Source organism: Pseudescherichia sp. (assembly GCF_031979925.1).
Taxonomy (GTDB): domain Bacteria; phylum Pseudomonadota; class Gammaproteobacteria; order Enterobacterales; family Enterobacteriaceae; genus Pseudescherichia.
This window is the reverse complement of the sequence record NZ_DALZFB010000001.1, coordinates 270,418-296,362: the sequence shown is the minus strand read 5'-3', so window position 1 is coordinate 296,362 and position 25,945 is coordinate 270,418. Positions and strand designations below refer to the sequence as shown.

25 protein-coding genes and 1 tRNA gene are annotated in these 25,945 nt (G+C 52.9%); 13 read left to right on the top strand and 13 right to left on the bottom strand.

Features of this window, described 5'->3' with window-relative positions:
* The first annotated feature begins 9 nt into the window (after window positions 1-9).
* Window positions 10-1,203 (top strand): tryptophan synthase subunit beta, encoded by a 1,194-nt coding sequence (trpB, locus tag RTM13_RS01435; RefSeq protein WP_312209513.1) that lies wholly within the window; start codon window positions 10-12, stop codon window positions 1,201-1,203.
* Window positions 1,203-2,012 carry a tryptophan synthase subunit alpha gene (gene trpA, locus RTM13_RS01430; protein WP_312209511.1) on the top strand — a complete coding sequence of 270 codons (810 nt, stop codon included), beginning with the start codon at window positions 1,203-1,205 and terminating at the stop codon, window positions 2,010-2,012. Before trpB ends, trpA begins: the two co-directional genes overlap by 1 nt.
* Here trpA and RTM13_RS01425 read toward each other — a convergent pair.
* On the bottom strand, window positions 1,948-3,216 hold the full coding sequence (locus tag RTM13_RS01425; protein WP_312209509.1) for an acyltransferase: 1,269 nt from the start codon (window positions 3,214-3,216) through the stop codon (window positions 1,948-1,950). The genes trpA and RTM13_RS01425 overlap by 65 nt on opposite strands.
* A gap of 141 nt (window positions 3,217-3,357) precedes the next feature.
* The gene (ompW, locus tag RTM13_RS01420) at window positions 3,358-3,993 is read right to left on the bottom strand and encodes an outer membrane protein OmpW (RefSeq protein WP_312209508.1); all 636 of its coding nucleotides are present in this window, start codon (window positions 3,991-3,993) and stop codon (window positions 3,358-3,360) included.
* Between the two features lie 343 nt (window positions 3,994-4,336).
* On the opposite strand from ompW, the gene RTM13_RS01415 reads away from it, so the two are divergent.
* The 3 genes from RTM13_RS01415 to yciA are packed head-to-tail and all read left to right on the top strand — an operon-like array spanning window position 4,337 to window position 6,072.
* The gene (locus tag RTM13_RS01415; protein ID WP_312209507.1) at window positions 4,337-5,080 is read left to right on the top strand and encodes a YciC family protein; all 744 of its coding nucleotides are present in this window, start codon (window positions 4,337-4,339) and stop codon (window positions 5,078-5,080) included.
* 51 nt (window positions 5,081-5,131) lie between these two features.
* A complete protein-coding gene (locus RTM13_RS01410; protein WP_312209505.1) occupies window positions 5,132-5,671 on the top strand; it encodes a septation protein A in 540 nt (179 codons plus the stop codon).
* Window positions 5,671-6,072, top strand: coding sequence for an acyl-CoA thioester hydrolase YciA (yciA, locus tag RTM13_RS01405; protein WP_312209503.1), 402 nt, complete (start codon window positions 5,671-5,673; stop codon window positions 6,070-6,072). The genes RTM13_RS01410 and yciA overlap by 1 nt, the downstream gene beginning before the upstream one ends.
* A gap of 47 nt (window positions 6,073-6,119) precedes the next feature.
* On the opposite strand, the gene tonB is transcribed toward yciA, so the two are convergent.
* A complete protein-coding gene (tonB, locus tag RTM13_RS01400) occupies window positions 6,120-6,857 on the bottom strand; it encodes a TonB system transport protein TonB (protein ID WP_312210109.1) in 738 nt (245 codons plus the stop codon).
* Window positions 6,858-7,080: 223 nt separating this feature from the next.
* Between tonB and RTM13_RS01395 the strand changes: the two genes are divergently transcribed.
* Entirely contained in the window at window positions 7,081-7,377 is a 297-nt protein-coding gene (locus RTM13_RS01395) for a YciI family protein (RefSeq protein ID WP_312209502.1), read from the top strand.
* Between the two features lie 41 nt (window positions 7,378-7,418).
* Here the strand turns inward: RTM13_RS01395 and RTM13_RS01390 are convergent, their stop codons facing one another.
* Window positions 7,419-7,592, bottom strand: a complete 174-nt coding sequence (locus RTM13_RS01390; RefSeq protein ID WP_312209501.1) for a YciY family protein — start codon at window positions 7,590-7,592, stop codon at window positions 7,419-7,421.
* 143 nt (window positions 7,593-7,735) lie between these two features.
* Here RTM13_RS01390 and cls point away from each other — a divergent pair, with 143 nt between their 5' ends.
* Window positions 7,736-9,196, top strand: coding sequence for a cardiolipin synthase (gene cls / locus RTM13_RS01385; RefSeq protein WP_312209499.1), 1,461 nt, complete (start codon window positions 7,736-7,738; stop codon window positions 9,194-9,196).
* 35 nt (window positions 9,197-9,231) lie between these two features.
* Window positions 9,232-9,561, top strand: coding sequence for an HI1450 family dsDNA-mimic protein (locus tag RTM13_RS01380; protein ID WP_042394392.1), 330 nt, complete (start codon window positions 9,232-9,234; stop codon window positions 9,559-9,561).
* 33 nt (window positions 9,562-9,594) lie between these two features.
* On the opposite strand, the gene oppF is transcribed toward RTM13_RS01380, so the two are convergent.
* The 6 genes from oppF to RTM13_RS01350 form a co-directional block, all read right to left on the bottom strand.
* Window positions 9,595-10,599 (bottom strand): murein tripeptide/oligopeptide ABC transporter ATP binding protein OppF, encoded by a 1,005-nt coding sequence (gene oppF / locus RTM13_RS01375; protein ID WP_312209497.1) that lies wholly within the window; start codon window positions 10,597-10,599, stop codon window positions 9,595-9,597.
* Window positions 10,596-11,609: an ABC transporter ATP-binding protein gene (locus tag RTM13_RS01370; protein ID WP_312209495.1), complete on the bottom strand. Its 1,014-nt coding sequence runs from the start codon at window positions 11,607-11,609 to the stop codon at window positions 10,596-10,598. The genes oppF and RTM13_RS01370 overlap by 4 nt, the downstream gene beginning before the upstream one ends.
* 12 nt (window positions 11,610-11,621) lie before the next feature.
* Complete coding sequence (oppC, locus tag RTM13_RS01365; RefSeq protein ID WP_312209494.1) at window positions 11,622-12,530, bottom strand: oligopeptide ABC transporter permease OppC; 909 nt, start codon at window positions 12,528-12,530, stop codon at window positions 11,622-11,624.
* Between the two features lie 14 nt (window positions 12,531-12,544).
* A complete protein-coding gene (gene oppB, locus RTM13_RS01360; RefSeq protein ID WP_312209492.1) occupies window positions 12,545-13,465 on the bottom strand; it encodes an oligopeptide ABC transporter permease OppB in 921 nt (306 codons plus the stop codon).
* Between the two features lie 135 nt (window positions 13,466-13,600).
* On the bottom strand, window positions 13,601-15,235 hold the full coding sequence (gene oppA, locus RTM13_RS01355) for an oligopeptide ABC transporter substrate-binding protein OppA (RefSeq protein WP_312209490.1): 1,635 nt from the start codon (window positions 15,233-15,235) through the stop codon (window positions 13,601-13,603).
* A gap of 750 nt (window positions 15,236-15,985) precedes the next feature.
* On the bottom strand, window positions 15,986-16,633 hold the full coding sequence (locus RTM13_RS01350; RefSeq protein WP_312209489.1) for a YchE family NAAT transporter: 648 nt from the start codon (window positions 16,631-16,633) through the stop codon (window positions 15,986-15,988).
* Between the two features lie 487 nt (window positions 16,634-17,120).
* Between RTM13_RS01350 and adhE the strand changes: the two genes are divergently transcribed.
* Window positions 17,121-19,802 (top strand): bifunctional acetaldehyde-CoA/alcohol dehydrogenase, encoded by a 2,682-nt coding sequence (gene adhE / locus RTM13_RS01345; RefSeq protein ID WP_312209488.1) that lies wholly within the window; start codon window positions 17,121-17,123, stop codon window positions 19,800-19,802.
* Window positions 19,803-19,889: 87 nt separating this feature from the next.
* On the opposite strand, the gene tdk is transcribed toward adhE, so the two are convergent.
* The gene (gene tdk, locus RTM13_RS01340; RefSeq protein ID WP_312209486.1) at window positions 19,890-20,504 is read right to left on the bottom strand and encodes a thymidine kinase; all 615 of its coding nucleotides are present in this window, start codon (window positions 20,502-20,504) and stop codon (window positions 19,890-19,892) included.
* 614 nt (window positions 20,505-21,118) lie between these two features.
* On the opposite strand from tdk, the gene hns reads away from it, so the two are divergent.
* A complete protein-coding gene (hns, locus tag RTM13_RS01335; RefSeq protein WP_103820001.1) occupies window positions 21,119-21,532 on the top strand; it encodes a histone-like nucleoid-structuring protein H-NS in 414 nt (137 codons plus the stop codon).
* 171 nt (window positions 21,533-21,703) lie between these two features.
* On the opposite strand, the gene galU is transcribed toward hns, so the two are convergent.
* Complete coding sequence (galU, locus tag RTM13_RS01330; RefSeq protein WP_312209485.1) at window positions 21,704-22,612, bottom strand: UTP--glucose-1-phosphate uridylyltransferase GalU; 909 nt, start codon at window positions 22,610-22,612, stop codon at window positions 21,704-21,706.
* Window positions 22,613-22,812: 200 nt separating this feature from the next.
* Window positions 22,813-23,826 carry a two-component system response regulator RssB gene (gene rssB, locus RTM13_RS01325; protein WP_312209484.1) on the bottom strand — a complete coding sequence of 338 codons (1,014 nt, stop codon included), beginning with the start codon at window positions 23,824-23,826 and terminating at the stop codon, window positions 22,813-22,815.
* A gap of 497 nt (window positions 23,827-24,323) precedes the next feature.
* Here rssB and RTM13_RS01320 point away from each other — a divergent pair, with 497 nt between their 5' ends.
* The 3 genes from RTM13_RS01320 (at window position 24,324) to RTM13_RS01310 (ending at window position 25,912) form a co-directional block, all read left to right on the top strand.
* Window positions 24,324-24,782 carry a YchJ family protein gene (locus RTM13_RS01320; protein ID WP_312209482.1) on the top strand — a complete coding sequence of 153 codons (459 nt, stop codon included), beginning with the start codon at window positions 24,324-24,326 and terminating at the stop codon, window positions 24,780-24,782.
* Between the two features lie 45 nt (window positions 24,783-24,827).
* Window positions 24,828-25,670: a formyltetrahydrofolate deformylase gene (purU, locus tag RTM13_RS01315; RefSeq protein ID WP_312209480.1), complete on the top strand. Its 843-nt coding sequence runs from the start codon at window positions 24,828-24,830 to the stop codon at window positions 25,668-25,670.
* Window positions 25,671-25,827: 157 nt separating this feature from the next.
* A tRNA-Tyr gene (locus RTM13_RS01310) sits at window positions 25,828-25,912 on the top strand.
* Window positions 25,913-25,945: the final 33 nt, after the last annotated feature.

The window sequence follows — 25,945 nt, the reverse complement described above, 5'->3', positions numbered from 1 at the left end:
GAATCTGTAATGACTACTTTGCTTAATCCCTACTTCGGTGAATTTGGCGGCATGTACGTTCCGCAAATTTTGATGCCTGCCCTGCGCCAGCTGGAAGAGGCCTTTGTCAGCGCCCAGAAAGATCCGGCGTTTCAGGCTCAGTTTAGCGATCTGCTGAAAAACTATGCCGGACGTCCAACCGCGCTTACCAAATGCCAGAACCTGACCGCTGGCACCAAAACCACGCTCTACCTTAAGCGTGAAGATCTGCTCCACGGCGGCGCGCACAAAACTAACCAGGTGCTGGGTCAGGCGCTGCTTGCCAAGCGCATGGGTAAAACCGAGATCATTGCCGAGACCGGCGCGGGCCAGCACGGCGTCGCCTCAGCGCTTGCCAGCGCCCTGCTCGGCCTCAAGTGCCGGATCTACATGGGGGCGAAAGACGTTGAGCGCCAGTCGCCAAACGTCTTCCGTATGCGCCTGATGGGGGCAGAGGTGATCCCGGTCTACAGCGGCTCCGCCACGCTGAAGGACGCCTGTAACGAAGCGCTGCGCGACTGGTCCGGCAGCTACGACAAGGCACACTATATGCTCGGCACGGCGGCGGGTCCGCACCCGTTCCCGACCATCGTGCGTGAGTTCCAGCGCATGATTGGCGAAGAGACCAAAGCGCAGATCCTCGAAAAAGAGGGTCGCCTGCCGGATGCGGTGATCGCCTGCGTCGGCGGCGGCTCTAACGCCATCGGCATGTTTGCTGACTTCATCGAAGAGAGCAGCGTGGGGCTGATCGGCGTTGAGCCAGCGGGTCACGGCATTGAGACCGGCGAGCATGGTGCACCGCTGAAGCATGGCCGGGTGGGTATCTACTTCGGCATGAAGTCGCCGATGATGCAGACCGAGGATGGACAGATTGAGGAGTCCTACTCTATTTCCGCCGGACTTGATTTCCCGTCCGTAGGGCCGCAGCACGCGCATCTGAACAGCATTGGCCGCGCGGACTACGTATCGATTACCGATGATGAAGCGCTGGCGGCGTTTAAGCTGCTGTGCCGCAGCGAAGGCATCATTCCGGCGCTGGAGTCCTCACATGCGCTGGCCCATGCGCTGAAGATGATGCGCGAAAATCCGGAAAAAGAGCAGCTGCTGGTGGTTAACCTCTCTGGCCGCGGCGATAAAGACATCTTTACGGTTCACGATATTTTAAAAGCACGAGGGGAGATGTGATGGAACGTTATGAGCAGCTGTTTAAGCGCCTGCATGAACGCAAGGAGGGGGCGTTTGTTCCCTTTGTCACGCTGGGCGATCCCTCTCCCGAGCAGTCGCTGAAGATTATCGATGCGCTGATTGAGGGCGGTGCCGACGCGCTGGAGTTGGGGATCCCCTTCTCCGACCCGCTGGCCGACGGCCCCACAATCCAGAATGCCACCCTGCGCGCCTTTGCCGCTGGCACGACTCCGGCCCAGTGCTTTGAGATGCTCGCCGCTGTGCGCCAGAAGCACCCGACCCTCCCTATCGGCCTGCTGATGTACGCCAACCTGGTCTTCAGTCAGGGCATTGATGAGTTCTATGCTAAATGTGAAAAAGCGGGCGTTGATTCGGTGCTGGTGGCGGACGTGCCGGTAGAGGAGTCTGCTCCGTTCCGTCAGGCGGCGATGCGCCATAACGTTGCGCCGATCTTTATCTGCCCGCCGAACGCCGATGACGATCTGCTGCGCCAGATCGCCTCTTACGGCCGCGGCTACACCTACCTGCTCTCTCGTGCCGGGGTAACCGGGGCGGAGAACAGCGTCGCCCTGCCATTGCAGCATCTGGTTGAGAAGCTGGCTGAGTACAATGCTGCACCGCCGCTGCAGGGCTTTGGTATCTCTACGCCCGAGCAGGTAAAAACGTCGCTGGAGGCTGGCGCAGCCGGGGCAATTTCCGGCTCCGCCATCGTGAAGATTATCGAGAATAACCTTGATAAGCCCGTTAAGATGCTGGACGAGCTGAAAGGGTTTGTGCAGAGTCTGAAAGCGGCAACACAGGCGAGTTAAGTTCAGCCCCGTCGGCGGAAAAATGACCGTCGGCGGGTGACTGAGAGACATGCTGCTGCACCGGTTTGCCTAATGATTTAGGCAACTTGTGTCCTAACTTAATAAATGGCAGTTCGATATAGCGATAGGTAAACGCCGAGGTCACAATCATCAGTAAGATTGTTATCGTGGCGACGGTCATGTAAATCTCTGACTCAGTAGATGAGAAGAACTTGAAAAATATTTTATTCATAACAAACCAAAACATGCCATGAATGAGGTAGATGCTATAACTCACTTCTCCTAAGCGAACAATCCCCTTGAATCTCAGAAGACCAAAAATGTCGGCACCACAGCAGATACAGAAGAAAAGCATGCCAAAAAGCGGTACGGAAGAGAGAGCAAAAGGTTCAGTAATGCTAAAAATGCACACTATCAAGGAGATAACCGCGCAGATATCCAGCCAAATTTTTTTAATCGTAACGTAATTTACCAGTTCACGGCATAAGAAACCGATAGCAAAAAACGCTACCAAGCCGATCCAGGGGAGGTCTACATCCCGGCTTAAATAACAACAAATAAATAAAAAGGCCAAAATAAACGTAATGTTATCGACCTTACGTTTGATAAGTACAACCAGCGGTAATGAAAAATAGAATACCCACTCCCAGTAGAGAGTCCAGGTTACACCGGCATTGAGAAGTTTCGAATTTTGACCCCCAAGGATATCGGGTTTAATCCCAGTAATACCCATATCAAACCAGTGCAGGAGGCTACTCAAGCTACCCTGAGTTACCAGGTTATCGCGCTGTAGAAAGATTGTGATCAGAATAACGATGATAGAAGAGAAAAAAAACATCGGACCGATACGGAAGACGCGCTTTGTATAAAAAATAACCCATCCTGTACCGCTCGTTTTTACGTTAGCAAAAAGGAAACCTGAAATGATAAAGAATAACACGACCCCATAACCACCAGCTAACTTATTCACTGGCCAAGGATTTAATGCGTTGAGGCTCCAGTCGCCGGCAGTAAACCAGGTATAGGACAAAACAAAATGATGAAATACAACAAAGATTGATAAAAAAAATCGCAAACCATCAACCTGATTAGATCGATCTCTATTTTCTTTATCTATAAATGAGAACAGCGATAGATTGAGTATAAATGGGGCACAAATACAGATAGCCATCATCCATATAAGTAATTGATTCTGCGGTAACATTCGACAACTCGACACGCTTAAGAATAAAGCAGAAATGTAACAGCCTGTTGCTTTTTTGTAAATATGAAAGCATAAATGTAACCCATGATAAAATGCTGGCCTTGTCAGCCAGCTTTTTAAAAAAAGACATGAACCTGCGGATCAGAAACGGTAGCCCGCAGAGAACATAAAGACCCACGGGTCGAGGCGGGTATCGACGGTCTGCTGTACGCCACCTGCTTTGAATTTCACATCGGTGTCGATATCCATATACCAGACCGAGGCGTTAATCAGCCAGTCACGGTTGATCAGATAATCCAGCCCCACTACGCCCGCCGCGCCCCAGGAGTCGCTCAGGCTGAGGTCGGAGAGGCCCGCCGCTTTGCCGGTATCGTTAAACTTCTCATCAAAGAAAGTGGTGTAGTTCACGCCTGCGCCAATGTAGGGACGTACCTTGCTGCTGTTGTCGCCAAAGTACCACTCGGCCACCAGAGTTGGCGGCAGATGCTGCACGGTCGCAATATCGCCGGTCGGGCCGGTACCCACGTGATGGCGGAACGGCGTAGCGGCCAGCAGCTCAATACCGACGTTCTCCGTTGCCATATACGTGAAGGTCAGGCCCAGCTGGGTATTGTTGCTAACGTTAAACCCACCCAGGCTGCCCAGCACGTTATCGGAGCCTTCGGTCGGTCTCACCGTCGCCGAACCGGCACGTACAAAAAACTCGCCCGCGTCATGAGCATATGTCCCAGCTGAAAATGCACTTAACACCAATGCTGCCACCGCTAATTTTTTCATTTTTCCCGCTCCATTTATAGGGTTATTTTTTCTGGCGCGGTGAATATACCTATATTGAAGTACAAAGTGATCTAACGCAGATCACATTTAACCCTGTAAAGTAACATTCATTGATCTGGATTAATTTTCCTTAATAATCAGCAAAATCCACGTTTCTGATGCAGATCAATTTTCGCAAAATCTTTCCAAAAGTCATTTAGGTTACAAATTACTCAATTTGAATGGGCAGTGGACGCCGCTTTACAAAGCTATGCTTTTCCATACATGGCAGAGTGCTGCCACTCCGCCGCTAACCAGGTTACAATTGCCAGCAAATCAACACCGGTTTACTCAAGGAGAGTGCATGTCTATCACGGCGAAGTCCGTTTACCGTGACACGGGAAATTTTGTTCGCAATCAGTTCGTCACCATTTTACTGATCGCCTTATTGTGTGCGTTTATCACGGTAATGCTTGGCCATGTTTTTTCACCCAGCGACGAGCAGCTCGCGATTCTACGGGAGGGGGATAACCTGTCCGGCAGTGCGGGGCTATTTGAACTGGTGCAGAATATGACGCCGGAACAGCAGCAGGTGCTGCTGCGCGCCTCTGCGGCCTCCACCTTTTCCGGGCTGTTTGGCAATGCTATCCTGGCGGGCGGCATACTGCTGATGATCCAGCTGATTTCAGCAGGCCACCGGGTAAGCGCCCTGCGGGCGATTGGAGCCAGCGCCCCGATGCTGCCGAAGCTGTTTATCCTGATCTTCCTGACTACCTTTATGGTGCAGATCGGCATCATGTTTATTGTGGTTCCGGGGGTTATCCTCGCGATCCTGCTGGCTTTTGCTCCAGTAATGATGGTGCAGGATAAAATGGGCGTCTTTCAGTCGATCCGTAACAGCATGCGCATGGGCTGGGGCAATATGCGCCTGGTTGCCCCCGCGGTAATGGGCTGGCTGCTGGCGAAAACGCTGCTGCTGATGTTTGCCCCTAACTTTGCGGTTCTGACGCCGACGGTGGGCGCTATTGTTGCTAATACGCTCAGTAATTTGATCTCGGCGGCGCTGCTGGTTTATCTCTATCGTCTCTATATGCTGATCCGCTCTTAACATCCCGCAGCCTGCTATACAGCCAGGCTGCGCCTATAACGGAATCGAAGAATGAAGCAGTTTCTTGATTTTTTACCGCTAATCGTCTTTTTTGCCTTCTATAAGCTCTATGACATCTATGCTGGTACGGCTGCGCTGATCGTGGCGACGGCGGTAGTGCTGGTCTACAGCTGGGTGCGCTACCGTAAAGTTGAAAAGATGGCGCTGGTAACCTTTGTGCTGGTTGCAGTGTTTGGCGGGTTGACGCTCTTTTTCCATAACGATGAGTTTATTAAGTGGAAAGTGACCGTAATCTACGCCCTGTTCGCCGGTGCGCTGCTGTTTAGCCAGTGGGTAATGAAAAAGCCGCTGATCCAGAGCATGCTGGGTAAAGAGATTGCCCTGCCGGAAACGGTCTGGTCAAAGCTCAATATCGCCTGGGCGCTCTTTTTCATCCTTTGCGGGCTGGCCAATATCTATATCGCGTTCTGGCTGCCGCAAAATATCTGGGTTAACTTCAAGGTGTTTGGCTTAACCGGCCTGACGTTGATTTTTACTCTGCTCAGCGGGATCTATATCTACCGCCACCTGCCGCAGGAAGATAAATCCTGATGACCAACGTAAACGAAGCAGCACAGGGCGAGATGGTGTTACGTACCCTGGCGATGCCCGCGGATACCAATGCCAACGGCGATATTTTTGGTGGCTGGCTGATGTCGCAGATGGACATGGGCGGCGCGATCATGGCGAAAGAGATTGCCCATGGCCGCGTGGTCACCGTGCGGGTCGACGGCATGACCTTTTTACGTCCGGTTGCCGTAGGTGACGTGGTGTGCTGCTACGCGCGCTGCATCAAACGCGGCAATACGTCGGTAACCATCAACGTTGAAGTGTGGGTGAAGAAGGTCTCATCGGAGCCTATCGGCCAGCGTTACAAGGCCACCGAGGCGCTGTTTATCTATGTCGCGGTAGACAGCGAAGGCAAACCCCGCGCCCTTCCCCCGCAGGCATAAAAAAAGCCTCCGCATGGAGGCTTTTTTCTTCTCTTTTCTGCCGCAGCTTAGTCCACCGACGCCCCGCCGTTAAGACGGAAGACGATATTCACAACCAGACCTGAACCTGGTTTGCCCGCTTCGTAGCGCCATTTCCGCATCGCCGATTTCACCTCGCGCTCAAACATATTCGACGGCTGGGCAGAGAGGATCTGCACGTTCTCCACGCGACCATCGGCAGTGACATCAAACTTCACGCGCACGCGGCCTTCAATACGCAGCGCCTGGGCGCGAGCCGGATACTGCGGCTGGTTACGCGCCAGCGCGCGTGGGCCTGTCGGCGCGGAAGTCACCGGCTTGCTGGTAGCGGGTGCGGAACTGGTCAGCGGACGCGACGGCGCAGTATTGGTCAGCGGTGCGGTCGGACGCGTCTCGACCGGGCGGACCTCACGCTTCGGCTGCTCAACCTTCTTCTCCACCTTTTTCTCTGGCTTCGGTTTAGGCTTCGGCTTGGGCTTTGGTTTTGGCTTCTCAATCACCACCGGCGCCTCTTTTGGCGGCTCGGGGATCGGCTCCGGCTCCGGCTCGGGTTCAGGCTCTACCACCGGCTCGGGCGGCGGCTGTACAACCTGAGGCGGCTCCAGCTCCGCAGGCGTGACCATAGTGACGGCAATGGGCTGCGCGGGAGCGGGCAGTTCAATAACCTGATGTACTGACGTGTAGAGCAGGCCCGCCACAACAGCACCATGAATACCAACGGACAGCAGTGTCGGCCAGGGAAAGCGGCGAGGTAGATCAAGGGTCATTGCAGTCATAATCATTTCAGTTGAAAAGCCAGACCCTGATTTTAAATGCAAATAGCAATCATATTCAATAAGCCATGGCATCTATCACTCATTTTAGCCGTTGCGGTCAATTTTTCTGATCCAGCTTTGGCTTTTCAGGGCGCATAAAATCATGAGGGTAGCGTGCAGCCTGCAAGGTGTGTTAGCGTCCCGGAGTCATTTTATCATTTAAGGAACTCTACTCGTGCTTTATGTGATTTACGCTGAAGATATTGCCAACTCACTTGAAAAACGCCTCTCGGTGCGTCCAGCGCACCTGGCGCGTTTGCAGCTGCTCAGCGACGAAGGTCGCCTGCTGACGGCGGGTCCAATGCCTGCGGTAGACAGTAACGATCCGGGCGCGGCGGGTTTTAGCGGTTCAACGGTCATTGCTGAGTTTGAGTCGTTGGACGAGGCGAAAGCCTGGGCAGAAGCCGATCCTTACGTGGCGGCGGGTGTTTACCAAAACGTGTCGGTTAAACCGTATAAGAAAGTGTTTTAAATTTTAAAGCTGAGGGCACCAGAACGTGCCCTCAGACGATCTCAGTACTCGCTAATGGCAAACAGCAACGAATTACGCTGGCGGTTTAGCAAGCCCTTTCTGATTGAGTGGATGCGCATATTACGACGCGACTGGCCTTCCAGCCAGCGGGCTTTGCGGCGATTCGCCTGACGAAGCATCCGCCAGCGCCCCACTTCCGTTCTACTACGCTTCATGACAGCAACTCTGCTAATAACGAAGGCCCCATTATAGACCCTTGCCGACGCCGTACCAGCGCTTTCTCCGCCGTTTTTATTTGCCAGATGGATGCTTATGCGTACACTCAGTGTATGGCGCACTTAAAAGGATTTTTTTAACTATGACAACCTTCTACACCGTCGTGAGTTGGCTGGTCATTTTGGGATACTGGCTGCTGATTGCCGGGGTAACATTACGTATCCTGATGAAGCGCCGCGCCGTTCCCTCGGCCATGGCCTGGCTGTTAATCATCTATATTCTGCCGCTGGTGGGGATCATCGCCTACCTCTCGTTTGGCGAGCTTCATCTCGGCAAGCGGCGGGCCGAGCGCGCCCGCGCGATGTGGCCCTCCACCGCCAAGTGGCTCCACGATCTTAAAGCCTGCAAGCATATCTTTGCCGAAGAGAATAGCCCGGTAGCCGCCTCGCTGTTTCAACTCTGCGAGCGCCGCCAGGGTATTGCCGGCGTGAAGGGTAACCAGCTTCAGCTCCTGACCTCCTCGGACGATGTGATGCAGGCGCTGATCCGCGATATCCAGCTCGCCCGCCACAATATCGAGATGGTGTTCTATATCTGGCACCCCGGCGGAATGGCGGATCAGGTGGCCGAGTCGCTGATGGCGGCGGCCCGGCGCGGCGTTCACTGCCGTTTGATGCTCGACTCGGCAGGCAGCGTTAACTACTTCCGCAGCCCGTGGGTGGCGATGATGCGCAACGCGGGCATAGAGGTCGTGGAGGCGCTGAAGGTCAACCTGATGCGTGTCTTCCTGCGCCGGATGGACCTGCGCCAGCACCGTAAAATGGTGATGATTGACAACTATATCGCCTACACCGGTAGCATGAACCTGGTGGATCCACGCTTTTTCAAACAGGATGCGGGAGTCGGCCAGTGGGTGGACCTGATGGCGCGCATGGAGGGGCCGATCGCCACCTCGATGGGCGTAGTCTACTCCTGCGACTGGGAGATCGAGACCGGTAAACGCATTCTCCCCCCGCCGCCGGACGGCAATATCATGCCGTTTGAGCAGGCCAGCGGCCACACGATCCACACGATCGCCTCCGGTCCCGGCTTTCCGGAAGATCTGATCCACCAGGCGCTGCTGACCGCTGTCTACGCCTCGCGGGAATATCTGATCATGACGACGCCCTACTTTGTGCCGAGTGACGATCTGCTGCACGCCATCTGTACTGCCGCCCAGCGCGGCGTGGACGTGAGCATTATTCTGCCGCGCAAGAACGACTCACTGCTGGTAGGCTGGGCCAGTCGGGCCTTCTTCAGCGAGCTGCTGGCGGCCGGGGTGAAAATTTATCAGTTCGAGGGCGGCCTGCTGCATACCAAAAGCGTGCTGGTGGACGGCGAGCTGAGCCTCGTGGGTACAGTGAACCTCGACATGCGCAGCCTGTGGCTCAACTTTGAGATTACGTTGGTCATCGATGACGCCGGTTTCGGCGGCGATCTGGCAGCGGTGCAGGATGACTATATCTCCCGCTCCCGGCTGCTGGACGTGAAGCGCTGGTTGAAACGTCCGCTATGGCAGCGGATCGTCGAGCGACTGTTTTACTTCTTTAGTCCGTTGCTGTAAAACGTGCCCATCAGCGGTTAAACCAGGGTGTTACTATGGAAATGGATCTGAACAATCGCCTGACTGAAGATGAAACGCTTGAGCAGGCCTACGATATTTTTCTTGAGCTGGCGATGGATAATCTCGATCCGGCAGACGTGATTCTTTTTAATTTGCAGTTTGAAGAGCGCGGCGGCGCGGAGCTGTTCGACCCGGCCGAGGACTGGCAGGAACATGTCGATTACGATCTGAACCCTGACTTCTTTTCAGAAGTGGTTATCGGCCTGGCAGATACCGACGGCGGTGAAATCAACGATATCTTTGCCCGCGTGCTGCTTTGCCGCGAAAAAGATCACAAGATTTGCCACATCCTGTGGCGTGAGTAAAAAAAGGGCTGGCATAGTGCCAGCCCTTTTTATTTATAACGGGTCAACCTTAAGACAGGAAACGGCGTGGCGGAAGCTGCCCTCCAGCACCGGACGCGTCTGCGCGCACTCTGGCCCGGCAATCGGGCAGCGGGTGCGGAACACGCAGCCTGACGGCGGGTTAATCGGCGACGGCAACTCTCCCTCCAGCAGCTGGATCTGCTTGTTCTTCTCCAGATCGGGATCGGGAACCGGCACGGCCGACATCAGCGCTTTGGTGTAGGGGTGCAGCGGATTGTTGTAAACCTCGTCATAGGTTCCCAGCTCCACCGCGTGGCCCAGATACATCACCAGCACGCGGTCGGAGATGTGTTTCACCACCGCCAGGTCATGGGCGATAAAGATCAGCGACAGGCCCATCTCCCGCTGCAATTTTTGCAGCAGGTTAACCACCTGCGCCTGAATTGATACATCCAGCGCGGAGACCGGCTCGTCGCAGATGATCAGCTTCGGCTCAAGGATCAGCGCCCGGGCAATGCCGATACGCTGGCACTGGCCGCCGGAGAACTCGTGCGGGTAGCGGTTGATCAGGTTAGGCAGCAGGCCAACCTTCATCATCATCGCCTTAACGCGATCGCGAACCTCCTGGCGCGGCATGTTCGGATGGTAGGTGCGCAGCGGCTCGGCAATGATATCGCCGATATTCATTCGCGGGTTCAGCGACGCCAGCGGATCCTGAAAAATCATCTGGATATCGTTGCGCACATCGCGCCATTCGTCGGGCTTCATTCCCAGCAGATCTTTGCCCAGCCAGGCGACTTTACCGTCGGTGGCCTTCACCAGGCCGATAATGGCCCGGGCAAAGGTCGATTTACCGCAGCCGGACTCACCTACTACGCCGAGGGTCTCCCCTTCGTAAAGGCGCAGCGTGACGCCGTCTACCGCCTTCAGGGTTTTGGCGGGCTGCCAGAACCACTGCTTGCCGTCTTTGATATCGAAATGCACTTTCAGGTCAGCAATTTCGAGCAGAACTTTTCTCTCTTCGGTCTGGGTAGTCATACCAGCTCCTCCACCGGCTTAAAGCAGGCGCGCAGGCGGCCTGGGGCAAACTCCTCCAGCGGCGGAGCCGTGTTACAAATTTCCATCGCGTGCGGGCAGCGCGGCTGGAACGGGCAGCCTTTCGGCAGGCGCAGCAGGTTTGGCGGGTTCCCTGGGATCGTCAGCAGAGACTCCCCTTCCGCGTCGAGGCGCGGTACGGCGTTCAGCAGGCCGATAGAGTACGGGTGCGCAGGCTGATAGAAGACGTTACGCGCGGCACCGTACTCCATGGTACGGCCGGCATACATCACCAGCACCTTATCGCAGATGCCCGCTACCACCCCGAGGTCGTGGGTGATCATAATGATGGCGGTATTAAACTCGCGCTTTAGCTCGTTGAGCAGGGTCATAATCTGCGCCTGCACGGTCACGTCCAGCGCCGTGGTCGGCTCATCGGCGATCAGCAGCTTAGGACGGCACAGCAGCGCCATGGCGATCATTACGCGCTGGCGCATCCCGCCGGAGAACTCGTGGGGATACATGCGCATGCGCTTACGCGCTTCCGGCATTTTTACCGCATCAAGCATTTTAACCGACTCTTCAAAGGCTTCGGCTTTACCCATGCCTTTGTGCAGCATCAGCACTTCCATCAGCTGCTCGCCGACGCGCATGTACGGGTTCAGCGAGGTCATCGGATCCTGGAATATCATCGAGATCTGTTCGGCACGCAGCCTGTTCAGCTCGCGCTCCGGCAGGTTGAGGATCTCTCTGCCGTTGAACTTTGCCGAGCCGCCGATAACGCCGTTGGCGGCCAGCAGGCCCATCAGCGCAAAGGCAGTTTGCGATTTACCAGAGCCGGATTCGCCAACGATCCCAAGGGTCTCCCCTGCGCTCAGGCTAAAGTTCAGGTCATTAACCGCCGTTACGTCTCCGTCCGGCGTTTTAAAGGTGACCCGCAGGTCGTTGACATCCAGCAGAACGTTAGATTGCTGCTGCGCCACCGTCGACGCTGAGGTTTCAATGATGCTCATTAACAGCACTCCTTAACGATCTTTCGGGTCGAGGGCATCACGCAGGCCATCGCCGATAAAGTTAAAACAGAACAGGGTAACCACTAAGAATACCGCCGGGAAGAGCAGCAGCCACGGCGATACTTCCATTGAGTTTGCGCCATCGCTGAGCAGCGCGCCCCAGCTGCTGAGCGGCTCCTGGGTACCGAGACCAAGGAAGCTCAGGAAGGATTCGAACAGGATCATGCTCGGTACCAGCAGCGAGGCATAGACCACCACGACGCCCAGCACGTTCGGTACGATGTGGCGCACCACAATGCTGGCCGTCGATACGCCACCAACCTGCGCCGCCTCAATAAACTCTTTGCGCTTCAGGCTCAGCGTCTGGCCGCGGACGATACGCGCCATGTCGAGCCAGGAGACCATGCCGATGGCGACAAAGATCAGCAGGATATTTTGACCGAAGAAGGTCACCAGCAGGATCACAAAGAACATGAACGGGAAGGAGTTGAGGATCTCCAGCAGACGCATCATCACCGAGTCGACTTTGCCGCCGAGATAGCCGGAGAGCGACCCGTAGAGCGTGCCGACAATAACCGCCACCAGCGCGGCGGCGATGCCTACCATCAGGGAGATGCGGCCGCCGATCGCGACGCGCACCAGCAGGTCGCGGCCCGAGGAGTCAGTGCCGAAGTAGTGGCCAGATTCCATATCCGGCGCGTTGGACATCATGCCCCAGTCGGTATCGAAATAGGTAAACTGCGACAGCAGCGGGGCAAAGGCGACGAACAGGGCGATCAGCACCAGCACCGCAAGGCTGGTTACCGCAGCGCGGTTATGCATAAAGCGACGGCGCGCGTCCTGCCACAGGCTACGCCCCTCGACTTCCAGTTTCTCACTGAAGTTTTCCAGCGCCTCGCTGTTTTTCTTGCTTAACATCATGGCGTACCCCAGCGTTAGTAACGGATTTTCGGATCGATAACGGCATAGAGCACGTCCACGATCGCGTTGAATAAAATAGTCAGCGTACCGACCAGAATGGTCAGGCTCAGCACCAGCGAGTAGTCGCGGTTCAGCGCGCCGTTAACAAACAGCTGGCCGATACCCGGCAGACCATAGATGGTTTCGATAACCATCGAGCCGGTGATGATGCCGACAAACGCGGGACCCATATAGGAGAGAACCGGCAGCAGCGCGGGCTTCAGGGCGTGGCGCATGATGATACGGCGCATGGGCAAACCTTTAGCGCGGGCGGTACGTATGAAGTTAGAGTGCAGCACTTCGATCATTGACCCACGGGTGATACGCGCAATGCTGGCGATGTAAGCGAGAGAGAGCGCCACCATCGGCAGGATCATATATTTCGGTGCCCCGCCGTTCCAGCCGCCGCCCGGCAGCCACTTCAGCGTGATGGCGAAAATAAGCACCAGCAGCGGGGCGACCACGAAGCTGGGAATAACTACCCCGGTCATCGCAAAGCCCATGACCGTATAGTCCCACTTGGTATTCTGGTTAAGCGCCGCAATAACGCCCGCCGCTACGCCCAGCACCACGGCGAGGAAGAAGGCGGCCGCGCCTAATTTTGCCGAGACCGGGAAGCTTGATGCCACCAGATCGTTGACTGAATAGTCTTTATATTTAAATGACGGCCCGAAGTCACCGTGCGCCAGCTGTTTCAGGTAGCTGAAATACTGGGTCATAATCGGATCGTTTAAGTGATATTTCGCTTCGATATTCGCCATGACTTCCGGCGGCAGCGCGCGCTCGCTGGTAAAAGGGCTACCCGGCGCAAGACGCATCATAAAGAAGGAGATCGTAATAAGAATCAGGAGCGTCGGAATTGCTTCCAGACAGCGACGTAAAATAAATTTCAACATTGCCCGTACCTTCTGGCCTGTGCCTTATACACATAGCGTAATAACGCCGGTGTATGCAGTGCGATAAAATAAGACACGATGGGGCAGTGCGACGCCGCGTCTTAGCACGGTTACGCCCTGCCCCACATATTGCCATTAATGTTTGATAACGTAGAGATCTTTACCGTAGACGTTATCCATTGGGTCTTTACCGGTATAGCCGCCAACCCATGGTTTCACCAGACGTGCGTTTACGTAGTAGTAAACCGGCACAATCGCCGAGTCTTTGCCCAGCTGCTGTTCAGCCTGATCGTACAGCTCGCTGCGTTTTGCATCGTCGCTGGCTTTCACGGCATCGGCCATGATGCGGTCAAACGCCTCGCTCTTGTAGTGCGCGGTGTTCATTGAGCTGCCGGAGAGCATGGTGTTCAGGAACGAGGTCGGCTCGTTATAGTCTGCACACCAGCCGGCGCGTGCCACGTCGAAGTTGCCCTGGTGACGGGTATCGAGGAAGGTTTTCCACTCCTGGTTCACCAGCTTGACGTTCACGCCGAGGTTTTTCTGCCAGATTGACGCGGCGGCAATCGCCAGCTTCTTGTGCAGATCGGAGGTGTTGTACAGCAGATTGAAGGTTAGCGGCTTGTCTTTGGTGTAGCCTGCTTCAGCCAGCAGTTTTTTCGCCTCTTCGTTGCGTTTTTCCTGCGTCCAGCCGAACCACTCCGGCTTGGTCAGCTTCGCACCGTCGGCGTACGGCGGGGTGTAGCCATAGGCTGGCAGATCGCCCTGCGCTTTTACTTTATTAGCGATGATATCGCGATCCAGGCCCAGCTTCAGTGCGGTACGGATGCGGGCATCGGTAAACGGTGCTTTCTGGTTATTAATTTCGTAGTAGTAGGTGCACAGATACGGGTCAACGTGCACCTCCTGCGGGATCTCTTTTTTCAGCTTCTGGAACAGCTCGATCGGCAGGTTGTTATAGGTCATGTCAATCTCGCCGCTGCGGTAGCGGTTAACGTCCGTCACTTCGGAGGAGATTGGCAGATAGGTAATTTGATCGAGAACGGTTTTACCGTTATCCCAATAGTTGGTGTTACGCACCATCACAATACGTTCGTTAACGACCCAATCCTGCAGTTTAAATGCGCCGTTGGTAACGATGTTCGCTGGCTGGGTCCACTTTTCGCCAAATTTTTCGATGGCGGTTTTATTTACCGGGGACATCGCCGGGTTAACCAGAAGCTTATAGAAGTAAGGAACCGGCTCGCTGAGGGTCACTTCCAGCGTGTGGTCATCAATCGCCTTAACGCCCAGCTCGCTTGGCTTCATTTTGCCGTCGATGATTGCATCAACGTTTACGATATGGCCGTACTGCGGATAGCTTGCGTATGGCGAGGCGGTATTCGGATCGACCAGGCGCTGCCAGCTATAGACGAAATCCTGAGCGGTCACAGGTTCGCCGTTGGACCATTTGGCATCTTTGCGCAGATGGAAAGTCCAGACTTTAAAATCTTTATTATCCCAGGATTCGGCAACGCCAGGAATGGGGTGGCCGTCGACCGGAGAGGTAATCAGCAGGCCTTCAAAGAGATCGCGGCTAACGTTGGCTTCTGGTACCCCTTCGATCTTATTCGGGTCGAGTGACTGCGGCTCGGCACCGTTATTTCGGATCAGGGTTTGCTTCTCTGCCAGTTGAACACCTGCGGGTACATCTGCTGCCATAGCAACGTTACCCGCGATTAGCGCAGTCAAAATCCCTGCCGCTACCAAGCTTTTTTTTGTGATGATGGACATTGTGTTGGTACTCCACTCATTATAATTACTGGCTTTTATGCCAGCCTGTTTCATTCCCCCTTAGGGGTTCCTGTACGGTGCAGGAGCTTTTGCATCCGCAAGGTTTTACTACTTGCTATCACCGACTTTTATTATTACTGGCTACTCATGGCGGCAGCCTGGCGTCGATTCTTTAACGCCTCCCCTGTTTGAGGCGTCTCTTAATATCCTGACAAGATCCATTTATGTAAATGATTCTCATCTGCATCTATTATCTCGCAAAGAGAGGGCCGGAAAGTATCAAATGCCTTTATTGACCGCCAACACAATTTGCAAATTTGTTAAGCATTTCTCTTTTATGCGATCCTGGAGAGGTTGTGCGCGAGGTGTAATGCGTGGAAAGGACAGGTTAATGCGATGATAATCAATAATATAGTGCATTTACCGTTCTTTCTCCCTTGTTTAAGCAAGGGCTGATTGTTTTTTACACAAAAACGTAACAAGCGCGCATTTTCTAGCACATTAATCTGCCGGGGTGATTAATTTACTAATATCATTTCAATAAACGGACAGCAAGCCCCAGAGTATCATGTGAGTAAAATAACAGGCAGAAAGGGGTAAATGTAAGCAAACATGTCAAAGGTGCAGATTCAACCCGCTGATTATTAACGCATTAATCAAACCAGCATAATTTATTATGACTGCGCCATTTTTCAACATTAGTTATATGTTTTACTAATAATGGTAAAAACAGCGCGGGTGAGAAAGGATTTAGCCCAGCAGTCCGGGGAAAATGGCTTTTATCCCGGTAACAATAAATTCTATGCCCAGCGCCATCAGCAGCAGACCCATGATACGGGTAATAACGTTGATACCTGTCTGTCCTAATAAACGAACCAGCCAGGGGGCAATGCGAAATAGTCCCCAGCAGCAGCATGCAAACAGGGCGATGGCGATTGAGAAGCAGAGCAGATGCGGCCAGCTGTGAAAACGGGTTCCCCAAACGATAGTAGAGCTAATGGCCCCCGGCCCCGCCATCAACGGCAGCGCGAGCGGAACCACGCCGATACTTTCGCGAATAGCCGTCTCTGACTTCTCCTGTTTGTTCTGCTTATCCTCCCCCAGCTTGCCGCTGATCATCGACATTGCAATAGTAACGACCAGGATACCCCCGGCAATGCGGAAGGAGTCAATTGAGATGCCAAACAGTTGCAGGATAGTGCTGCCCAGAAAGAGCGAGGTGAGCAGAATAATGGCTACCGAGACGCTGGCCGTCATGTTGGTTTTGTTTCTTGCCGCCGCCGTCTGATAGCCGGTCATACTGATAAATACAGGAATAATCCCGACCGGATTAACCAGGGCAAAAAGACCAATGAAAAACTTTAGGTAGGTCGGAAAATCAAACAACGTATGGATCACGGTAAGCTCCGCAGGGAATCAACGCCGAAGGCAAAATTACAACCCTAAAAAAACCATGCTAAATATACGTTTAATTTCAGCATACTTCACCAGAATTATTCTGAAAAACGTGACAAAGAGGGTATGTTATTTAATTGTAGAAAGTATGATAACTTATTTCTACTACCTGCCTGAAATTATTAACATTTGATGCAAGGCATCAAGAAGTGCCTGCTGAAAGGTGTCAGCTTGTACTATTCTTGATCTGGATCACGTAATCACTACTCAGAAGTGAGTAACCTTGTTTATGCCGCCAGGGACAAAAAAAGTATCAAACGGTATGATGCTGAGGCGAGGCTCTTTTAGTAAATCATGGGTGCAGGTTTCGTAGATAAGTACTTGTTTTTGAAACGGTAACGCAGGCTTCGATGGGTCTTACTATACTGTTCTATTGATCCATTGAGCAACTGATTTACTAAAAGAGTTTTAACATTATCAGGAGATCATTATGGCCGTTACTAATGTCGCTGAACTTAACGCACTCGTTGAACGCGTGAAAAAAGCCCAGCGTGAATATGCCAACTTTTCTCAAGAACAAGTTGATAAAATCTTCCGTGCCGCCGCTCTGGCTGCCGCTGATGCGCGAATTCCCCTCGCTAAGCTGGCCGTTGCAGAATCCGGTATGGGTATTGTGGAAGACAAGGTGATAAAAAACCACTTTGCTTCTGAATATATTTATAACGCGTACAAAGATGAGAAGACCTGCGGTGTCCTTTCTACCGATGACACTTTTGGCACCATCACTATCGCCGAACCTATCGGCATAATTTGCGGTATCGTTCCAACCACTAACCCAACCTCAACCGCAATCTTTAAATCACTCATTAGCCTTAAGACTCGCAACGCTATCATCTTCTCTCCACATCCGCGCGCTAAAGATGCTACCAATAAAGCAGCTGATATCGTTCTGCAGGCCGCTATCGCCGCGGGCGCACCAAAAGATCTGATTGGCTGGATTGACCAACCTTCCGTCGAGCTTTCCAACGCGCTGATGCACCATCCGGATATCAACCTGATCCTCGCGACCGGTGGTCCAGGCATGGTTAAAGCGGCTTACAGCTCAGGTAAACCGGCTATCGGCGTAGGCGCAGGTAACACCCCGGTTGTTATCGACGAAACTGCCGATATCAAACGTGCAGTAGCCTCCGTACTGATGTCTAAAACCTTCGATAACGGCGTCATCTGTGCTTCTGAACAGTCTGTTGTCGTCGTTGACTCCGTTTACGACAAAGTGCGTGAACGTTTTGCCAGCCACGGCGGCTACATGCTGCAAGGCCAGGAGCTGAAAGCCGTTCAGGACATCATCCTGAAAAATGGCGCGTTGAACGCAGCCATCGTAGGTCAGCCAGCGTATAAAATCGCTGAACTGGCAGGCTTCACCGTGCCAGCTACCACCAAGATCCTGATTGGTGAAGTCACCGACGTCGATGAGAGCGAGCCGTTCGCTCATGAAAAACTCTCCCCGACGCTGGCAATGTACCGTGCGAAAGATTTTGACGATGCCGTCGTTAAGGCTGAAAAACTGGTGGCAATGGGCGGGATCGGCCACACCTCCTGTCTCTACACCGACCAGGACAACCAGCCGGAGCGTGTAGCGCACTTCGGGCAGATGATGAAAACTGCACGTATCCTGATCAACACCCCTGCTTCTCAGGGGGGTATCGGTGACCTGTATAACTTTAAACTCGCCCCGTCTCTGACTCTGGGCTGTGGTTCATGGGGTGGTAACTCCATCTCTGAAAACGTGGGTCCGAAGCACCTGATCAACAAGAAAACCGTTGCTAAGCGAGCTGAAAACATGCTGTGGCATAAACTTCCGAAATCTATCTACTTCCGCCGTGGCTCCCTGCCAATCGCGCTGGATGAAGTGATTACTGATGGCCACAAACGTGCGCTGATCGTGACTGACCGCTTCCTGTTCAACAACGGCTACGCAGACCAGATCACCTCTGTGCTGAAAGCAGCTGGCGTAGAAGTGGACGTATTCTTTGAGGTTGAAGCTGACCCAACCCTCTCCGTTGTTCGTAAAGGCGCAGAGCTGGCGAACGCATTCAAGCCTGACGTGATCATCGCCCTCGGCGGCGGCTCCCCGATGGACGCAGCCAAAATCATGTGGGTAATGTACGAGCACCCGGAAACCCACTTCGAAGAGCTGGCGCTGCGCTTTATGGATATCCGTAAACGTATCTATAAGTTCCCGAAAATGGGTGTGAAAGCAAAAATGGTTGCGATCACCACTACCTCTGGTACGGGTTCTGAAGTCACGCCGTTTGCTGTAGTAACCGACGATGCTACTGGCCAGAAATACCCACTGGCAGACTATGCCCTGACGCCGGACATGGCCGTTGTTGATGCCAACCTGGTGATGGATATGCCGAAATCACTCTGTGCATTCGGTGGTCTGGATGCGGTCACTCACGCCCTGGAGGCCTATGTCTCAGTGCTGGCCTCTGAGTTCTCTGATGGTCAGGCCCTGCAGGCGCTGAAGCTGCTGAAAGAGAACCTGCCGGCGTCCTACCACGAAGGATCGAAAAACCCGGTTGCCCGTGAGCGCGTACACAGTGCTGCCACCGTCGCAGGTATCGCGTTTGCTAACGCCTTCCTGGGTGTTTGCCACTCTATGGCGCACAAACTTGGCTCGCAGTTCCACATTCCGCACGGCCTGGCCAACGCCCTGCTGATTGGCAACGTTATTCGTTATAATGCGAACGATAACCCAACCAAACAGACCGCTTTCAGCCAGTACGACCGTCCTCAGGCTCGCCGCCGCTACGCAGAGATTGCCGACCACCTGGGACTTAGCGCACCGGGCGATCGCACCGCTGCGAAGATTGAGAAGCTGCTGGCATGGCTGGACAGCCTGAAAGCCGAGCTGGGTATTCCGAAATCCATCCGTGAAGCAGGCGTGCAGGAAGCCGACTTCCTGGCGCACGTTGACAAACTGTCTGAAGACGCCTTCGATGACCAGTGCACCGGCGCTAACCCGCGCTACCCGCTGATCGCCGAGCTGAAACAGATCCTGCTGGATACCTACTATGGCCGTGAGTACAGAGAGGGTGAAGCTGCACCTGCGCAGGTTGAATCTGCTGTACCGGTTAAAGCCGATAAAAAAGCGAAGAAAACCGCTTAACGTTTCGTACTAACAAAAACCCGCCAACTGGCGGGTTTTTTTATGGCCTCAACGGCGCGCTGAGACGATTTAAGCCTTTAGCAGTACCTACCCACGGATACGGCGCTGGATCGCCGTCAGAGAGCCTTCTGCAAGCGCCTCTTTATAATGCTTGCGGCATACCGAGACATAGCGCTCATTGCCCCCAATAACCACCTGCTCTCCCTCATTATAGGGATGCCCATCCTGGTCGAGACGTAATACCATGCTGGCCTTACGGCCACAGAAACAGATGGTTTTTAACTCCACGAGTTTATCTGACCATGCCAGTAAATAGAGGCTCCCGGTAAAGAGCTCGCCGCGGAAATCCGTGCGTAACCCGTAACACAGGACCGGAATATCAAGCTTATCGACAATTTCAGAGAGGGCGTAGACCTGCTCGCGCGTTAAAAACTGGCTCTCATCCACCAGCACGCAGTGAACGGCTTCACGGGCATGCTCATCGCGAATGTCATCAAACAGCGAGGTTTGCTGATTGAATAATTTTGCCGGTGATGAGAGACCGATACGGGAGCTGACTTTTCCACTACCGAAACGGTTATCAATTTCAGCAGTGTAGACCAGCGAGCGCATCCCCCTTTCCTGGTAATTGTAGGAAGATTGTAAAAGCGCCGTCGATTTGCCGGCGTTCATTGCCGAGTAGTAGAAATAAAGCTGTGCCATCGGTCTAAAGACCCCAATCAAAATGTAATTTTTACCGTGCCGATTGTACCATATTTTGTCAGGCTAACATCTAAACGGCTCGCGGCCTGCCGGTTAATCCACATCCTGACGCCTGCCGGGATATTCACACTTTATAACATTTATGATTGCGGCAACCATTGCCGCAGGCAAAGAGCGTTCTTCATTTATCCCCATCCCCACCGTCAGCGCGGACTTTAGCACGGACTTTAGCACGGACTTTAGCGCGGAGCCTTTTAACTTAGTTTTCTAACTTAGGCTCCAGAAAATATTAGTAATTTAAGCTCAGCACGCTTATGTCAGACTAATAGGAAAGGTTGATATTTATCCACGTCCGCTATAGTAATACCAGGATTAATCGAAAAATGTTGAGTAGCATGCTTCTCTTTATCCAACCCCGAGCGGACTGGGGTTAATGCTTTGGATAAGCTTTGCAGGCGCGTTTCCTGAAGGAAAATTTAAGATAGCGGAATTAATAAAATGGGCAAATAACGGGTAATTTTGAATTCCTTACATTGTCGGGTATTGCACAACTCAAATTATCGCTCTATTATTAGCTCAACAAACCACCCCATTATAAGTTTGAGATTACTACAATGAGCGAAGCACTTAAAATTCTGAACAACATCCGTACTCTTCGTGCACAGGCAAGAGAATGCACTCTCGAAACGCTCGAAGAAATGCTGGAGAAATTAGAAGTTGTTGTTAACGAGCGTCGTGAAGAAGATAATGCTGCAGCTGCTGAAATTGAAGAGCGTACGCGTAAACTGCAACAATATCGCGAAATGCTGATTGCTGACGGTATTGACCCTAACGAACTGCTGAACAGCATGGCAGCCGCGAAAGTCGGTACGAAAGCCAAGCGTGCAGCACGTCCTGCTAAATATAGCTACGTTGACGAAAACGGCGAAACTAAAACCTGGACCGGCCAGGGCCGTACCCCAGCAGTAATTAAGAAAGCCATGGATGAGCAAGGCAAACAGCTGGAAGACTTCCTGATCAAGGAATAACGCTTCTTCTGATGCAAAAAAATCCCGCTCCGGCGGGATTTTTTATTTGTATTTACCCTACCCCGTCCTGGTTTATGTTTGCATTTAGAAACAACTGGTAATAAAAAAGCCGGAGATAACACGTACGTAGCGGTTATCTCCGGCCTGGTTCAGACAGCGGTGAGAAAAGCCTTACTTATTGAGGCCCATCTCATTTTCCAGCCAGCTTTTAAATTCTTCGCCCAGCGTATTGTGACGGATGCCATATTCGACAAATGCTTGCATATAGCCCAGCTTGTTGCCGCAGTCGTGGCTCTTGCCTTTCATATGGTACGCTTCAACGGTCTCTTTCTCGATCAGCATATCAATACCGTCGGTCAGCTGGATCTCATCACCCGCTCCCGGAGGGGTTTTCGCCAGCAGAGGCCAAATCTCAGCGCTCAGGACGTAACGGCCTACCACAGCAAGGTTAGAAGGTGCGACGTTCGCCTTAGGCTTCTCAACCACGCCAACCATAGGCACGCTTTCACCCGGCTTCAGCTCTGCGCCTTTGCAGTCTACAACGCCGTACGCGGTCACATCTTCAACAGGCTCAACCATAATCTGGCTGCAGCCGGTTTCATCGAAGCGTTTGATCATTTCCGCCAGGTTATCCTGGGAGAGATCGGATTCATATTCATCAAGAATAACGTCAGGCAGAATAACAGCCACGGGTTCGTCACCCACTACCGGATGTGCGCACAGTACCGCATGGCCTAAACCTTTAGCCAGACCCTGACGAACCTGCATAATAGTGACATGCGGAGGACAAATAGACTGTACTTCTTCCAGCAGCTGGCGCTTAACGCGTTTTTCCAGCATGGCTTCCAGCTCAAAACTGGTATCGAAGTGGTTCTCGATGGAGTTTTTAGATGAATGAGTAACTAAAACGATTTCCGTAATACCCGCCGCAATACATTCATTCACTACGTATTGAATTAAGGGCTTATCAACCAGCGGCAGCATCTCCTTAGGGATAGCTTTCGTGGCGGGCAGCATCCTGGTACCTAATCCTGCGACCGGGATAACTGCTTTTGTTACTTTTGAATTAACGGCAGCCATTTAAAATCTCCTGGACTGTTCATACTTAGAACACGTTCGTCAATGAATAGTGCATTGAGTATATCAGTATCAAACTGTGAGCCTGGTCTGAATCGAGCACCTTGACATGTAATTAAGACAATTACCTATAAGACTATCGCGATAGTAGCACCCGGCCCGTTTTTGCGGTAAAGCAAAAATGGGTAGCGCAGCGCGATCGCTCATTCCGCAGACAACATTAAGCGCAGCCGGCCACCCGTTCCCCAAACCTGGCACTGCCAGGCTTCACAACGCTGGCTTATTTGATTTAAGTAAGCATTACCCAACGTCCCTAACGGCACGCCGCTGCTAATCTGAACCTGTTGTGCATCAGTATTGAGCGTTGCGTTAAGCCCTGCGGAGACTAATATCAAATTTTTTTGTTCGCTGTGATAATAACCAACCAGCAGAGGGAACTGCCCGGGTAAATTTGCCTGGCGCAGTAATTGATTGACCTGTTTTAACAACGCCCCCAGTTCAGGTAAGCGCTGGCGCTGCTGAGAGAGCTGCTCCTGCAGCAGGCCATTGAAGAGTGCGCGTAATAATAGCGCGGCTAATACACCGTTATCCCCAGCGCGAGTCACATCCAGGCAATAAAATGCGAGATCGTGATCGGATAACGGTGCAATATCTAAAACCAGACCGGGCTGGTTGGCAGCAACAAGCTGGCGATAATTAACGCGGCACTGGGATATGACCTGTTGAACGGGAGGCTGTAACTCCTGTAGCAGCTTTGCTGCCGCGTGCGGATCGCTCACTAACGCATCCCAGTCCTGAAAGAGTCGCTCCTCTTCCTCTACCCGCGAATTAAACATATTTGGATAGAGGCAGGCCAGCACGGTCTCCCGCAGACGACTAAAATCTTTTACCGGTTTCAGTAAAACATCCTGCACGCCGAGACGAAGCGCCTTAGCAATGTCGGCCATGTTCTCCGTTGCGGAGATGACCAGGATTGGCGTTTGGTCGCCTTCGTTACGCAGGTGTTCAACCAGCTTGAGGCCGTTCATCCGCGGCATTGCGATATCACAGATCATCAGATCTGGTCTGACTCTGGCCATCATCTCCAGCGCTTCGACTCCATCACCCGCTAAGGTGGTGGATGCGCCAAGAGACAGCAGCCATGAGTCCAGCAGTGAGCGGAAAACGGGTTCGTCTTCAACGATTAACATATGTTTTCCGGCCAATGGCTGCGTCATGTTCTCTCCCCTGCCTTACGATAGTTCAATAGTGGCACGCTATTGCGACTACCGCCTGTCAGATTTTGCTTAAGAAAGCGAAAAACTACGTGCTCAAACATTTTATGTGCACCGAGTGGTTACAATTCGCCCAATAACATCCCTCGGCTTGCTCAAAAACAGCAATACGCGCTGCCGCACACGAGGCCGGCAAAAAGACAGGACAAATAGGTTCATCAAGATCCCAGGCCCGTCTTGCGCATTACGGCAGTGATACGCCATGCGTAAGTGCCTGAACCAGAAACGTCATGATGCTAATACATCACGGCGGCAAAAATGCATCTCTCAACGCTGTATGCCAATAATCTATGCCGAACGTACTAAATTTTTGACCATATGACCAGTCCTGAGGAATATCTCTTCTCCCAAACTCTCCTGGCATAGCGTCATGGGCATCGCTCAGTTAACATAGTGCGGTAAAGGCGCGTCTGCGCTCTCATTTATTCAGGATACCTATTTTGTCAAACCGTTGTCCCTGCGGTAGCGCACTGGAGTATAGCTTATGTTGCCAGCCTTATCTGTCTGGAAAACTGATTGTGTCCAATCCTGGGCAGCTAATGCGCTCGCGCTATACGGCTTTTGTAGAAAAGCGCGCAGACTACCTGATTCAGACCTGGCACCCCTCCTGTCAGGCTGGGACGTTCCGTCAGGAGATCGAGGCAGGTTTTGCCAATACTGAGTGGTTGGGCCTGACGATCTTTGAGCAGGCTGAGGGCAGTCACAGCAGCGAAGGGTTTGTCAGTTTTGTGGCCCGCTTTAATGAGAAAGGCAAAACGGGTGCTATTATCGAGCGCTCCAGGTTCTTAAAAGAAAATGGCCAGTGGTATTATATTGATGGCACCCGGCCCCAGTTTGGCCGTAACGATCCCTGCCCCTGCGGTTCGGGAAAAAAATTTAAAAAGTGTTGCGGGCAATAAGACCAGCGGCACCTCATAGCAAACACGTCAAGGATTTACCCGGCAATGCATTCACTACAACGAAAAGTTCTGCGTACCATCTGTCCCGACCAGAAAGGGCTTATCGCACGCATCACCAATATCTGTTACAAGCACGAACTTAACATTGTGCAGAACAATGAGTTTGTCGATCACCGTACCGGGCGCTTCTTTATGCGTACCGAGCTGGAGGGGATCTTTAACGATGCGACCCTACTGGCGGATCTCGACAGCGCCCTGCCTGAAGGTTCCGTGCGAGAGTTAACCCCTGCCGGACGTCGCCGCATCGTGATCCTGGTGACGAAAGAGGCTCACTGTCTGGGCGATCTGCTGATGAAGGCTAACTATGGCGGCCTTGACGTAGAGATTGCCGCCGTGATTGGTAACCATGAAACGCTGCGCACGCTGGTAGAGCGTTTTGATATTCCTTTCGAGCTGGTAAGCCATGAAGGGCTGACTCGAGAAGATCATGACGAGAGGATGGCTCAGGCGATTGAAGCCTATGAGCCGGACTATGTGGTACTGGCGAAATATATGCGCGTGCTGACGCCGACCTTTGTGGCCCGCTTCCCGAATAAGATCATTAATATTCACCACTCGTTCTTACCGGCGTTTATTGGTGCCCGCCCTTATCACCAGGCCTACGAGCGCGGCGTGAAGATCATTGGTGCGACCGCGCACTATGTGAATGATAATCTGGATGAGGGTCCGATTATTATGCAGGACGTTATTCACGTCGATCATACCTACACTGCTGAAGATATGATGCGTGCCGGACGTGACGTAGAGAAGAACGTGCTCAGCCGGGCGCTATATGAAGTTCTGGGCCAGCGGGTATTTGTCTACGGCAACCGAACAATTATTCTGTAAGCGACACATGAAATGAATTGTTTAGCATTAGCGCAGTGCGCGTAAAAAGCATGCAAACGATTCATTTTCATGAAAGGAATGCTTTACAGCGGCGCGTCATTTGATATGATGCGCCCCGCTTCCCAAGGGAAGCAGGCCAGTACCAGCATTACCCCGTGGTGGGGTTCCCGAGCGGCCAAAGGGAGCAGACTGTAAATCTGCCGTCATCGACTTCGAAGGTTCGAATCCTTCCCCCACCACCATTATTCACCACAGCAGTGTGGTAAACCTGATGA

Excerpts from the sequence above, each read along its gene's own strand:
- trpB (WP_312209513.1), top strand. The coding sequence starts at position 10 with ATGACTACTTTGCTTAATCCCTACTTCGGTGAATTTGGCGGCATGTAC.
- trpA (WP_312209511.1), top strand. The coding sequence starts at position 1,203 with ATGGAACGTTATGAGCAGCTGTTTAAGCGCCTGCATGAACGCAAGGAG.
- RTM13_RS01425 (WP_312209509.1), bottom strand. The coding sequence starts at position 3,216 with ATGTTACCGCAGAATCAATTACTTATATGGATGATGGCTATCTGTATT.
- ompW (WP_312209508.1), bottom strand. The coding sequence starts at position 3,993 with ATGAAAAAATTAGCGGTGGCAGCATTGGTGTTAAGTGCATTTTCAGCT.
- RTM13_RS01415 (WP_312209507.1), top strand. The coding sequence starts at position 4,337 with ATGTCTATCACGGCGAAGTCCGTTTACCGTGACACGGGAAATTTTGTT.
- RTM13_RS01410 (WP_312209505.1), top strand. The coding sequence starts at position 5,132 with ATGAAGCAGTTTCTTGATTTTTTACCGCTAATCGTCTTTTTTGCCTTC.
- yciA (WP_312209503.1), top strand. The coding sequence starts at position 5,671 with ATGACCAACGTAAACGAAGCAGCACAGGGCGAGATGGTGTTACGTACC.
- tonB (WP_312210109.1), bottom strand. The coding sequence starts at position 6,857 with ATGACCCTTGATCTACCTCGCCGCTTTCCCTGGCCGACACTGCTGTCC.
- RTM13_RS01390 (WP_312209501.1), bottom strand. The coding sequence starts at position 7,592 with ATGAAGCGTAGTAGAACGGAAGTGGGGCGCTGGCGGATGCTTCGTCAG.
- cls (WP_312209499.1), top strand. The coding sequence starts at position 7,736 with ATGACAACCTTCTACACCGTCGTGAGTTGGCTGGTCATTTTGGGATAC.
- RTM13_RS01380 (WP_042394392.1), top strand. The coding sequence starts at position 9,232 with ATGGAAATGGATCTGAACAATCGCCTGACTGAAGATGAAACGCTTGAG.
- oppF (WP_312209497.1), bottom strand. The coding sequence starts at position 10,599 with ATGACTACCCAGACCGAAGAGAGAAAAGTTCTGCTCGAAATTGCTGAC.
- RTM13_RS01370 (WP_312209495.1), bottom strand. The coding sequence starts at position 11,609 with ATGAGCATCATTGAAACCTCAGCGTCGACGGTGGCGCAGCAGCAATCT.
- oppC (WP_312209494.1), bottom strand. The coding sequence starts at position 12,530 with ATGATGTTAAGCAAGAAAAACAGCGAGGCGCTGGAAAACTTCAGTGAG.
- oppB (WP_312209492.1), bottom strand. The coding sequence starts at position 13,465 with ATGTTGAAATTTATTTTACGTCGCTGTCTGGAAGCAATTCCGACGCTC.
- oppA (WP_312209490.1), bottom strand. The coding sequence starts at position 15,235 with ATGTCCATCATCACAAAAAAAAGCTTGGTAGCGGCAGGGATTTTGACT.
- adhE (WP_312209488.1), top strand. The coding sequence starts at position 17,121 with ATGGCCGTTACTAATGTCGCTGAACTTAACGCACTCGTTGAACGCGTG.
- tdk (WP_312209486.1), bottom strand. The coding sequence starts at position 20,504 with ATGGCACAGCTTTATTTCTACTACTCGGCAATGAACGCCGGCAAATCG.
- hns (WP_103820001.1), top strand. The coding sequence starts at position 21,119 with ATGAGCGAAGCACTTAAAATTCTGAACAACATCCGTACTCTTCGTGCA.
- galU (WP_312209485.1), bottom strand. The coding sequence starts at position 22,612 with ATGGCTGCCGTTAATTCAAAAGTAACAAAAGCAGTTATCCCGGTCGCA.
- rssB (WP_312209484.1), bottom strand. The coding sequence starts at position 23,826 with ATGACGCAGCCATTGGCCGGAAAACATATGTTAATCGTTGAAGACGAA.
- purU (WP_312209480.1), top strand. The coding sequence starts at position 24,828 with ATGCATTCACTACAACGAAAAGTTCTGCGTACCATCTGTCCCGACCAG.